The 10411-nt window shown below is 68.4% G+C and carries 10 protein-coding genes; 7 read left to right on the top strand and 3 right to left on the bottom strand.

All coding sequences use genetic code 11. The annotated features are described in order from the left end of the window. Positions 1-296 precede the first annotated feature (296 nt). Both VGU65_RS01660 and VGU65_RS01655 read left to right on the top strand, forming a co-directional pair. Positions 297-2507, top strand: coding sequence for a M1 family metallopeptidase (locus tag VGU65_RS01660; protein WP_327472422.1), 2211 nt, complete (start codon positions 297-299; stop codon positions 2505-2507). Next, the gene (locus tag VGU65_RS01655) at positions 2507-3406 is read left to right on the top strand and encodes a hypothetical protein (RefSeq protein ID WP_327472421.1); all 900 of its coding nucleotides are present in this window, start codon (positions 2507-2509) and stop codon (positions 3404-3406) included. Before VGU65_RS01660 ends, VGU65_RS01655 begins: the two co-directional genes overlap by 1 nt. A gap of 39 nt (positions 3407-3445) precedes the next feature. Here the strand turns inward: VGU65_RS01655 and VGU65_RS01650 are convergent, their stop codons facing one another. The 3 genes from VGU65_RS01650 to VGU65_RS01640 form a co-directional block, all read right to left on the bottom strand. Then, the gene (locus tag VGU65_RS01650; RefSeq protein WP_327472420.1) at positions 3446-3985 is read right to left on the bottom strand and encodes a GNAT family N-acetyltransferase; all 540 of its coding nucleotides are present in this window, start codon (positions 3983-3985) and stop codon (positions 3446-3448) included. A 21-nt stretch (positions 3986-4006) separates the two neighbouring features. Next, positions 4007-4459, bottom strand: coding sequence for an SET domain-containing protein-lysine N-methyltransferase (locus tag VGU65_RS01645; RefSeq protein WP_327472419.1), 453 nt, complete (start codon positions 4457-4459; stop codon positions 4007-4009). 159 nt (positions 4460-4618) lie between these two features. Then, positions 4619-4972 carry a ComEA family DNA-binding protein gene (locus VGU65_RS01640; RefSeq protein WP_327472418.1) on the bottom strand — a complete coding sequence of 118 codons (354 nt, stop codon included), beginning with the start codon at positions 4970-4972 and terminating at the stop codon, positions 4619-4621. Between the two features lie 235 nt (positions 4973-5207). On the opposite strand from VGU65_RS01640, the gene VGU65_RS01635 reads away from it, so the two are divergent. From VGU65_RS01635 to VGU65_RS01615, 5 genes are all read left to right on the top strand, one after another. Beyond that, positions 5208-6641, top strand: a complete 1434-nt coding sequence (locus tag VGU65_RS01635; protein ID WP_327472417.1) for a M20 family metallopeptidase — start codon at positions 5208-5210, stop codon at positions 6639-6641. 4 nt (positions 6642-6645) lie between these two features. Beyond that, positions 6646-7338 (top strand): YggS family pyridoxal phosphate-dependent enzyme, encoded by a 693-nt coding sequence (locus tag VGU65_RS01630; protein WP_327472416.1) that lies wholly within the window; start codon positions 6646-6648, stop codon positions 7336-7338. A 248-nt stretch (positions 7339-7586) separates the two neighbouring features. Further along, a complete protein-coding gene (locus VGU65_RS01625) occupies positions 7587-8234 on the top strand; it encodes a C40 family peptidase (RefSeq protein ID WP_327472415.1) in 648 nt (215 codons plus the stop codon). 131 nt (positions 8235-8365) lie between these two features. Continuing rightward, positions 8366-9016, top strand: coding sequence for a rhomboid family intramembrane serine protease (locus VGU65_RS01620; RefSeq protein ID WP_327472414.1), 651 nt, complete (start codon positions 8366-8368; stop codon positions 9014-9016). A 24-nt stretch (positions 9017-9040) separates the two neighbouring features. After that, on the top strand, positions 9041-10405 hold the full coding sequence (locus tag VGU65_RS01615; protein ID WP_327472413.1) for an amino acid permease: 1365 nt from the start codon (positions 9041-9043) through the stop codon (positions 10403-10405). Positions 10406-10411 lie beyond the last annotated feature (6 nt).

Genomic DNA, 10411 nt, shown 5'->3' with positions numbered 1-10411 from the left:
CACGAGCAGGGCTCGACCTCGGGGCGTAAGACGGGCATGTTTATGCAGGTTCATCCGGGGCTCCTGGTGTGCTGGTTGGGTCGCACCTCCAGAATCCCGGGATCGCCCCGGGTGAACAACCTACTGAGAGATCACAGCTAGAGGCCGCCGGCAGGTGATCGGGCGTGACCTTTGGCCTATGTGGGGCGCGTAGGGATACCGCACGCTGAGTGCCTGCGACGGATGCTGGGGAGGCATCCGTCCGTTCCGGGGACATCACACGGGCCGACGGCCCGGCACGAAGGGGAGATCGCTTGATGAGACCGACCGTTACCGGATGGCTGGGCCTGTGCGCGCTGCTGGGCGCCGCCGCCGTTGCGCACCCGGCCCATGCCCAGGCCGCCGCTCCTGCGCCGGCGGCCACCGCTGCAGTGGCAGCCCCGATTCCCTTCGCACCCGCAAACGCCGCCGCGCCCGGCCTGCCCAGTGCCCCGGGCGCCTGGGGCGGGCCGCGCACTGGCCAGGAAGCGACCTTGTCCGACCGCGTGGTCGACTACCGCATCGATGCCGACCTCGATGCAGCCAGGCACGCGATCGCCGGCAAGGAACAACTCGCCTGGCGCAACCGCAGCGACCGCGAGGTGCGCAGCATCTACGTGCATCTGTACCTCAATGCCTTCCAGAACGAAGGCAGCACCTTTTTCACCGAGCGCGAAGTGTTGACCGCACACAGCGGTTCACGCGGCGCGGCCAAGCTCGAGAAAGGACAATGGGGCTGGATCGACCTCAAGCAGGTCAGCCAGGGCGGCACCGCGCTCAAATGGGAGTTCGTGCACCCCGATGGCGGCCCCTCCACGGACCAGACCGTGGCGCGCATCGACCTGGCCCAGCCGGTGCCGGCCGGCGGCACGCTCACGCTGGACATCGACTTCCTGAGCCAGCTGCCGCGTGTGGTCGAGCGCACCGGCTCGTGGGGCGACTTCAACCTGGTCGCGCAGTGGTTCCCCAAGATCGGCGTGCTGGAGCTGCCGGGCGAGCGCGGCGCCACCCAGGTGCGCTGGAACGTGCACGAGTTCCACTTCAACAGCGAGTTCTACGCCGACTTTGGCCGCTATGACGTCACCATGACCGTGCCCAGCGACTACACGGTCGGCGCGGTGGGCGAGCAGCAGGGCGCGCCGGTCACCGCCAACGGCAAGACCACCTACCACTACGTGCAGGGCGACGTACACGACTTCGCCTGGGTCGCGGCCAAGGGCTACAAGGTGATCGAGAGCAGCTGGCAGGGGCCTGGCAGTCCGAAGGTCGCGGTGCGTGTGCTCTATCCGCTCGAGTACGCCGCCAGCGCCCAGCCGGTGCTCAAGGCCAGCACCGATTCGTTGACGTATTTCTCCGGCACGCTGGGCGCCTATCCCTACCGCACGCTGACCGCGGTGGTGCCGCCCTACAACGCCTCCGAGGCGGGCGGCATGGAGTACCCGACCTTCTTCACGGCCGAGGGCTACAAGGAGGTCACGCCCGGCACGATCAGCCAGTACGCGATCGACTTCGTCACCATCCACGAGTTCGGCCACGGCTATTTCTATGGCCTGTTGGCGTCCAACGAATTCGAGGAGCCGATGCTCGACGAAGGCCTCAACGAATACTGGGACCAGCGCATGCTGCGCGCGCGCGGCCAGAGCATCGACCTGACCACCGCAGGCCTCAGGCGGCTGGGCCTGGCGCCCTCGATGACCGGCTTTGCGATGGAACGCCTGGCCGCGGACCTCAAGCACCCCTATGACCCGCTGGGCGAGAACGCCTGGGACCGCTATTCCAGCGGCAGCTACGGCACCGTCTATTCGCGTACCGCCACGGCGATGCACGATCTGGAGGAGCGCCTGGGGCACGACGTGATGGAGCGTGCGTTCCGCGAGTACTACCGCCGCTGGCACTTCCGCCACCCCTCGGCGGCCGACCTTCGCGCCACACTGATCGACGTATCGGGCGACGCCAAGAACGTCAACGAGGTGTTCGATCAATACGTCTACGGCACCGCGCACATCGACGACCGCGTGGCCAGCATCGATACCGAGGAGGTCCTGCCGATCGCCGGCAGCATGCCCGCCGACGGCAAGCACAGCGACGGCGACAGTACGGCACTGGACAAGCGGATCGCCAGGCAGCGCGAGGACTGGAAGAAGGCCCATCCCCAGGCCAAGCCCGGCACTGGACCGTTCCCCTGGCGCAGCACGGTGAGCGTGGTGCGCGAGGGCTCGCCGGTGCCGCAGATTCTGCGGGTTACTTTCGCCGACGGCAGCCATCAGGAGCTCAAGTGGAACGATGACCGTCGCTGGGCGCGCTTCGATTTCACCGGGCCGGCCAAGGTCGAGTCGGCCGAACTCGATCCGCAGCGGCGCGTCTACCTGGATGCGGACAAGTTGAACGACAGCCGCACCAGCAAGCCCGATGGCGCCGCATCGCGCCGTTGGACCGCCGACTTCGCCGCCCTCATGCAGGCCCTCTACTCGTTGCTGGTGTCGCTGTGATGATGACCTCGAACACTCGACGTATCGACGTGGGCGCCGTTCTGCGCGCGCCGCTTGCCGCCATGCAGTGGCGCCTGTTGCTGCTGTGGCTGGTGTTGCTGCTGCTGCCTACCGCGGTGGTGGCCCTGCCGTTGTGGCGGGCGCTGGCCGACCTGCTCGACCATTCCGTGCACGCGGCGGCGTGGGCCAGGCAGTTCGACGCGCTGATGTTCGGCGACACGATGACAGCTCTGGGCCAGGGCAGCGGCTGGTTCCATGGCTCGCTGGTGCTGGCCACGGTGCTGGCACTGCTGCTCGGCCCGTTCCTAAGCGGCATGGCGGTAGCTGCTGGCCGCGCCGGGCGCGTGCTGGGGCTGGGCCAGTTGCTGCAGTCGGGCGTGATCGAATACGGCCGCATGTTCCGCGTGCTGCTGTGGTCGCTGCTCCCGTACGCGATCGCGGTCGGCCTCGGGGCGATGGCCCTGGGCGTGGCGCACAAGCAGGCCGACCAGGCCGTGCTGGAGAGCGCCGCCGACCGGTTCCAGCACACGGCGCTGTGGGTGTTGGCGGTGCTGCTGGTGCTTGCCCACGCGGTAGCCGATTCGGCGCGTGCCGCCTTCATCGTCGATCCGGGACTGCGCTCGGCAACGCGCGCGCTGGGGCGCGGGTTCGTGCAACTCATCCGCCGTCCGCTGGGAACGCTGTCGAGCTATCTGGTGATCGGCGCCATCGGCTATGCGATCGCGCTTGCCCTGGGCGTGGGCCGCATCCACACCACTGCGGTGGGCCTTGGCGGCTTCCTGCTCGCGCTGCTGCTCACCGAGCTGGCCGTGGTCGCGGTGGGCTGGACCCGCATCGCCCGCCTGTTCGCGCTCGCGGCCGTGGGCCGGTCGCTGGCACCGCGCCGTGGCGGCATGTAGGGGATGTGGGTTCTGGGTGGGGCGCTTGCGCAGGTCCCATCAAGCCCAGGCGCGCCGCGACTCGCGGTAGGGCGGGTAATAGGCAAACACGTGGTTGTGGTTGCCGTAGAAGTCCATGTCCTCGATGTGCTCGCCGCCCAGCCGTTCGGCGACGCGATCGGATGCCTCGTTGCCGATGCGCACCAGGCTGATCACCCGCGGCGCGTGCAACTGGTTCCACGCGAAATCGAGCACCGCGTGGCCCGCCTCGGTGGCATAGCCCTGATGGCGGAACTCCGGCTTGAGCATCCAGCCCATTTCCAGGTCGGGCCAGCCTTCCGGGTACATCAGGCCGGCGCGGCCGACGAACTGGCCGCTGTCCTTCAGTTCCAGCGCCCACATGCCGCAGCCGCGCAATTCCCAGTGGCCGAGCAGCATGGCCAGCGAGCGCCATGCCCCGGTGCGGTCCAGCGGCTGGCCGTCGCCGATCCAGCGGGTGCTGTCGGGGTCGGCCAGCATGGCGGCGTAGTCGTCGAAGTGGTGCCCGGCCAGCGCGGTCAGGCGCAGGCGCGAGGTCTCGAGGGTGGGAATAATGGACATCGTCGGTCGTGTGGCTGGCCGCTAGCGGAACAATCGGCCCAGCGCGCGGGTACTTGAGGCCAGGCTTTCGGCCCAGCCGAAGCCGACGATCTTCTCACCGCTGGCCGTGTCGATAAAGTCTTCGGCCTGCCCCGGCGGCAGCAGGTGGCGATAATCCACGGTCAGCTCGGTGCCGGCTGCAAGGTCGGTCAGGGCGAACACGAAGCCCAGGTGCCACAGCCCCGTGGGCTCGAAGCTGTGGTTGATGTAGCACTCGTCGGGCCAGTCAGGCGAGAGCGTGTAGCGCTCCTCGAACCAGCGCGCGCTGGCGTAGGCCAGGTCCGGGCGCGCGGCAAGCTCCTGGGCGCCGTAGGTACGGTCGATGGCGTCGGGAGCGGTGATGACGCGCCCGGCGGCCACGTCCTCGTCCAGGAACAGGCCCTTGCCAGCGCCTCCAATGGTGGACGGGGCGATGCGATAGCGCGGAAGGATCATGGCGGCCCGGCGACGTGGAAAGCGCGCGAGTGTAGCGCCATGGCGGGCTGATTCGGGATCTGGTCTCCTCGTGGCTTGCCGGCCGCCGGATGCCCGTCCCTGGGCGGCGACCGGCCACTGCCATGGCTGGGGAGCGCCTCCGCGCTCCCGTGCCGAAACTCAGCTCTCCTGGGCCGCCTTGGCCTGGCGGGATCCTGCCTTCTTCTTTGCAGGCTCCTCGGCCTTCGGTGGCGGCAGGTCACCGCTGAAGCGGATGGCATCGTGGTTGCGCTCGAGCGTGCTCTTGCCGATGCCCTTGACCTGGGCCAGGTCCTCGATGCGCTTGAACGGGCCGTGCGCCTCGCGCCAGGCCACGATCGCCTGTGCCTTGGACTGGCCGATGCCATCGAGCGACTTGGCGATCGTCGCGGCATCGGCCTTGTTGACGTTCACCGGCGTGGCGGCGAAGGCCGGCAGGGCGAACGAGGCCGCGACGGCCAGTGCGGCGAGCAGGTTGCGGAATTTCGTTTGCATGGGTTTCCCTCCCTGGGTGGTCTGGACGTGGATGGGTCGACGGCATCGTTGCCGCATCTCCAGTGTGGCGAGCAGGGCGACTGGCCGCCGTCGGCCTGCGGCGTGGCGTCGGCGCGGATCGACCTCTGTCCGGTGTCGGCGATGCCCCACCGGTTTGTCGGCTCGCCGCCGGGCAGCGCGGGTGGCGCTGGTACACTAGGCCGCTTCCCCCGTACGTTTTTGAAGGAGTCCACCCATGGATACCGCGCGCCTGTCCGGCTTCATCGGTGGCTTGTGGGACGGCGAGATCGTGCCGCAGCTCGTCGAGTACATCCGCATCCCCAACAAGTCGCCGATGTTCGATGCCCAATGGGTCGAGCACGGCTACATGGACCAGGCGGTGGCGCTGCTGGAGCGCTGGGCGCGCGGCAAGCTGGAAGGCCTGCCCGGGGCGACGCTCGAAGTGGTGAGGCTGCCCGGCCGCACGCCGCTGATCTACATCGACGTACCGGCCACGCTGGCCGGCTGCGACGAGACGGTGGTGCTGTACGGGCATCTGGACAAGCAGCCCGAAATGACCGGCTGGGCCGAGGGCCTGGGTCCGTGGACGCCCGTGCTCAAGGGCGACAAGCTCTATGGCCGCGGCGGCGCCGACGACGGCTATGCGATGTTCGGCTCGCTCGCCGCGTTGCTGGCGTTGGCCGAGCAGGGCGTGCCGCACGCACGCTGCGTGATCATGATCGAAGCCTGCGAGGAGTCCGGCAGCTACGACCTGCCGTTCTACGTCGACCACCTGGCAGCGCGCATCGGCAGTCCCTCCCTGGTGGTCTGCCTGGATTCGGGTTGCGGCAACTACGACCAGCTGTGGCTGACCACCTCGCTGCGCGGCATGACCGGCGGCGAGCTGACCGTGCAGGTGCTGGAGGAGGGCGTGCATTCGGGCGACGCCTCCGGCGTGGTGCCCTCGAGCTTCCGCATCCTGCGCGAGATCCTTTCGCGGCTGGAAGACCCGGCCACCGGCCGGATCAAGCCCGAGGAACTGTACGTGGAAATCCCGCCGCAGCGCATCGAGCAGGCACGCCGCTCCACCGAGGTGCTGGGCGAGGCGGTGTACGACAAGTTCCCCTTCGTCGAGGGCATGCGGCCGGTCACCAACGACCTGGTCGAACTGGTGCTCAACCGCACCTGGCGGCCACAGCTGGCGGTCACCGGCGTAGGCGGCATGCCGGCGCTGGAGAGCGCGGGCAACGTGCTGCGCCCGTTCACCGCGGTCAAGCTCAGCCTGCGTGTGCCGCCGACCCTCAACGGCTCGAAGGCCGGCAAGTTCCTCAAGGAACTGCTGGAGAAGGACCCGCCTTACGGCGCCAGGGTCACTTTCAAGTTGGAGAAGGACGGCAGCGGCTGGAACGCGCCGCAGCTCTCGCCCTGGCTCGAGCAGGCGGTGGCCGAGGCGTCCGAGCACTACTTCGGCGCGCCGGCGGCGTACATGGGCGAGGGCGGCTCGATCCCGTTCATGGGCATGCTGGGCGAGAAGTTCCCGCAGGCGCAGTTCCTGATCACCGGCGTGCTGGGCCCGCATTCCAACGCGCATGGCCCCAACGAGTTCCTGCACATCCCCACCGGCAAGAAGGTGAGCATGGTGGTGGCCGAGGTGGTCGCCCGCCACGGCGAACAGGCCAAGCGCGGCTGAGTCCATGGGCCAGCCGGACGACACGCTCGCCGCGCGCTGGGCCGCCGTGCGCGCCCGCGTGGATGCGGCATGCCGCGCGGCAGGCCGCGATCCGGCGGAGGTCGCGATCCTGCCGGTGAGCAAGACCTTCGGGCCGCAGGCGGTGCGCGAGGCGACGGCGCTGGGTCTGGCCCGCTTCGGCGAAAACAAGGTGCAGGAGCTGCGTGACAAGTCCGCCGCGCTGGCCGATCTCTCCCTGCGCTGGGTGCTGATCGGCCACCTGCAGACCAACAAGGCCAAGGACGCGGCCCGCCTCGCCGACGAAGTGCAGTCGCTGGACCGGCCGGAACTGGCTCAGGCGCTGCACCGGCGGCTGGAAGCCGAGGGCCGCACGCTCGACGTGCTGGTGCAGGTCAAGACCTCGCCCGAGGAGAGCAAGCACGGCCTGCCGCCGCATGCGCTGCACGGCTTTCTCGAGCACTTGGCCGGCTTGCCCAGCCTGCGTGTGCGTGGCCTGATGACACTGGCCGTGCAATCGGACGACCCCGGCGCCGTCCGCGCCTGTTTCCGCCAATTGCGCGAATTGCGCGATGCCGCCCAGGCGTGCGGGCATGACCTGCCGCGCCTGTCGATGGGCATGAGCGGCGACTTCCCCCTGGCGATCGCCGAAGGCGCGACCGAGGTGCGCATCGGCACCGCCATCTTCGGACGGCGCTGAACGGCAACCGGCCGACTGTCCGGCGCTCGTCGTCGCAGCACCAGCCCTCATTTGTCCCGACCCGCTTGCGCTGGCGCGGTTGCGGGTGTGCGCCCAGTCACGCGCCTGCGTGAAGTTTTCGAAACGCCGGGGTTTAGTTAACGTCAATCGAACAACCCGGCGGGAAGCCTTTGTTAACTTCGGTCCTTCGTCGCCTCGTCTACCGGCGTTGACGGCCAAACCCCAGAACAGCAAAGGGATTTTCCCGCATGCCCTTCCAGCGACCGATCGTAACCGCCGCCCTTTTCGCCGCGCTGTTCGCGATCGCGCCCGTGCATGCAGCCACTGGGAGTTCCCTACAGGCGCCGCTGCCGACGCCGGTGCTCGCGCCGCTGCCGATGCCGCTGGCCAGCCTGGCCCCGGCGATCGCCCGGGCGACGCTGCCGGCCGATCCCTCGGCCTTGCTGCCGGCGGCGCCTGCCACCGACCCGGTCGCGGGAGCGGCTGACGAGGAAGATTCGGACCTGCGCGGGGCGCTGGTCGCGCTGGCGATGAAGCTGCGCGACGTGCGCTACGTGCGCGGCGGGCACTCGCCGACCACCGGGTTCGATTGCAGCGGCTTCGTCCGCTACGTGTTCGCGCACGCCATCGGCCTGCGCCTCCCGTCCAATTCGGCCGCCCAGTTCCTCGCCGGCATCAAGGTCAAGCGCGACGACATGCAGCCGGGCGACCTGGTGTTCTTCCACACCCGCGGCAAGAAGCGCATCTCGCACGTGGGCATCTACCTGGACAACGGCCGCTTCATCCACTCGCCCTCGGCTGGCAAGTCGGTGGAGGTTTCCAGCCTCGATGAGGGCTATTGGGCCAAGCGCTTCGCCGGCGCACGGCGGCCCGAGGGCATCGCACAGAACGGTTAGTGGGAGACGCCACGGGGTTTCCGCAGTCGGGCCGCCAACAGGCGGCCTTTTTTCATGGGGCGTGCCGGCGCGCGTGGCCCGCGGCCGCAGGCCGATCGGTTACCCTTCACCGGATAACCACCGGATCGACCATGCCCCTGCAGCTACCTCCCGTCACCCGCAACCTGCTGATCGCCAATGTGGCCGTATATCTGCTGCAGCTGTTGCTCGGCGACGCGCTGGTGGCGCATTTCGCCTTGTGGCCCTGGGGGCCCGACCATTGGGCGCAATTGGGCGACGGCGTGGTGGCGGTGGGTTTCCGGCCGTGGCAACTGGTGAGCTATGCCTTCATGCACGGCGGCTTCCAGCACATCGCCTTCAACATGCTGGCGCTGTGGATGTTCGGCGGCCCGATCGAGCGGTTGTTCGGCGGACGCGAGTTCCTGCTCTACTACTTCGTCTGCCTGATCGTGGCGGCGCTGGCGCAACTAATGGTGGTGCAGTGGTTTACCCACGGCTTCTACCCGACGCTGGGCGCCTCGGGCGCCATCTTCGGTCTGCTGCTGGCGTTCGGCATGATGTATCCGCACGAGAAGGTCATGCTGATCTTTCTGCCGATCCCGATGCCGGCATGGCTGTTCGTGATCGGCTATGCCGCGGTCGAACTGGTGCTGGGCGTCACCGGCACGCAGGCGGGCGTGGCGCATTTCGCCCACCTGGGCGGCATGCTGGGCGGCTACGTGCTGATCGAATACTGGCGCGGCCGCCTTCCCCTCAAACCCAAGCGCCGGCTGATGCGCTGATCCCTCCAAACTGACGGGCCCTACATGAGCGAGCAACTGCAGCGCCGGCTGACGCCGCGCCACATCACCTTCATGGCGCTGGGCATGTGCATCGGCGCCGGCCTGTTCCTGGGTTCGGCCAGCACGATCAAGCTGGCAGGGCCGTCGGTATTGATCGCCTACCTGTTCGGCGGCGCGATGATCTTCATCATCATGCGCGCGCTGGGCGAGATGGCGGCGCACGAACCGATCGCCGGCTCCTTCAGCGCCTACGCGCACAAGTACCTGGGGCCGTTTGCCGGCTACCTGACCGGCTGGAACTACTGGGTGCTGATGATGGGCGTGGGCATCGCCGAGAGTACGGCGGTGGGCATCTACATGAAGGACTGGTTCCCCGAGTTGCCGCAGTGGATCTGGGCGTTCGCTTCCGTGGCAATGATCGGCAGCCTGAACCTGATGGCGGTGAAGGTCTACGGCGAAATGGAATTCTGGTTCGCGCTGATCAAGGTGCTCACCGTGGTGCTGATGATCCTGGGCGGCCTGGGCATCATCTGGCTGGGTTGGGGCAACGGCGGCCAGCCGGTGGGCATCTCCAACCTGTGGACGCACGGCGGCTGGTTCCCCCACGGCTTCACCGGCATGGTGCTGGCGCTGCCAGTGCTGGTGTTCTCCTTCGGCGGCATCGAGACCATCGGCATGGCGGCGGCCGAGGCGGCGCAGCCCGAGCGCACCATCCCGCGCGCAGTCAACTCGGTGATCTGGCGCATCCTGATCTTCTACATCGGCTCGCTGTTCGTGATCATGGCGATCTATCCGTGGAACGAGCTGGGAACGCAGGGCAGCCCGTTCGTGACCACCTTCGCGAAGCTCGGCATTCCGCAGGCGGCGGGACTGATCAACTTCGTAGTGATCACCGCGGCGCTGTCGAGCTTCAATTCCACCACCTTCAGCGGCAGCCGCATGCTGCACAGCCTGGCGAGCAAGGGCCAGGCGCCGGTGGCGATGGGCCGCTTGAGCAGCAGCGGCGTGCCGGTGCGCGGCGTGCTCGTCACGATCTTCTTCCTGCTGCTGGGCGTGCTGCTCAACTACCTGGTTCCCGGGCGCATCTTCGGCATGATCATGTCGATCCTGGCGTTCAACACGGTGTGGACCTGGGGCACGGTGCTGGTAGCGCACTGGCGCTTCCGCCGCCAGCAGACCGCGCCACTGCCGTTCCGGCTGCGCGTATGGCCGGCGAGCAGCGTGCTGGCGCTGGCCTTCCTGGCGTTCGTGCTGGTGATGCTCGGCTACAGCGCCGACACGCGCGTGGCGCTGTACGTGGGCGTGGCGTGGGTGGCCTTGCTGACCATCGCCTACCGGCTGTTCGGGGTCGACCGGCGTATGCGCGGACGCCTGGCGACCGTGCCTTGAGGAGCC

Source organism: Frateuria sp. (assembly GCF_035943815.1).
In the GTDB taxonomy this organism is placed as follows: domain Bacteria; phylum Pseudomonadota; class Gammaproteobacteria; order Xanthomonadales; family Rhodanobacteraceae; genus Frateuria_A.
This window is presented reverse-complemented; position numbering and strand designations above follow the sequence as displayed.

What these genes read in the sequence shown, in the direction of transcription:
- VGU65_RS01660 (WP_327472422.1), top strand. Translation starts at nt 297, where the DNA reads ATGAGACCGACCGTTACCGGATGGCTGGGCCTGTGCGCGCTGCTGGGC.
- VGU65_RS01655 (WP_327472421.1), top strand. Translation starts at nt 2,507, where the DNA reads ATGATGACCTCGAACACTCGACGTATCGACGTGGGCGCCGTTCTGCGC.
- VGU65_RS01650 (WP_327472420.1), bottom strand. Translation starts at nt 3,985, where the DNA reads ATGTCCATTATTCCCACCCTCGAGACCTCGCGCCTGCGCCTGACCGCG.
- VGU65_RS01645 (WP_327472419.1), bottom strand. Translation starts at nt 4,459, where the DNA reads ATGATCCTTCCGCGCTATCGCATCGCCCCGTCCACCATTGGAGGCGCT.
- VGU65_RS01640 (WP_327472418.1), bottom strand. Translation starts at nt 4,972, where the DNA reads ATGCAAACGAAATTCCGCAACCTGCTCGCCGCACTGGCCGTCGCGGCC.
- VGU65_RS01635 (WP_327472417.1), top strand. Translation starts at nt 5,208, where the DNA reads ATGGATACCGCGCGCCTGTCCGGCTTCATCGGTGGCTTGTGGGACGGC.
- VGU65_RS01630 (WP_327472416.1), top strand. Translation starts at nt 6,646, where the DNA reads ATGGGCCAGCCGGACGACACGCTCGCCGCGCGCTGGGCCGCCGTGCGC.
- VGU65_RS01625 (WP_327472415.1), top strand. Translation starts at nt 7,587, where the DNA reads ATGCCCTTCCAGCGACCGATCGTAACCGCCGCCCTTTTCGCCGCGCTG.
- VGU65_RS01620 (WP_327472414.1), top strand. Translation starts at nt 8,366, where the DNA reads ATGCCCCTGCAGCTACCTCCCGTCACCCGCAACCTGCTGATCGCCAAT.
- VGU65_RS01615 (WP_327472413.1), top strand. Translation starts at nt 9,041, where the DNA reads ATGAGCGAGCAACTGCAGCGCCGGCTGACGCCGCGCCACATCACCTTC.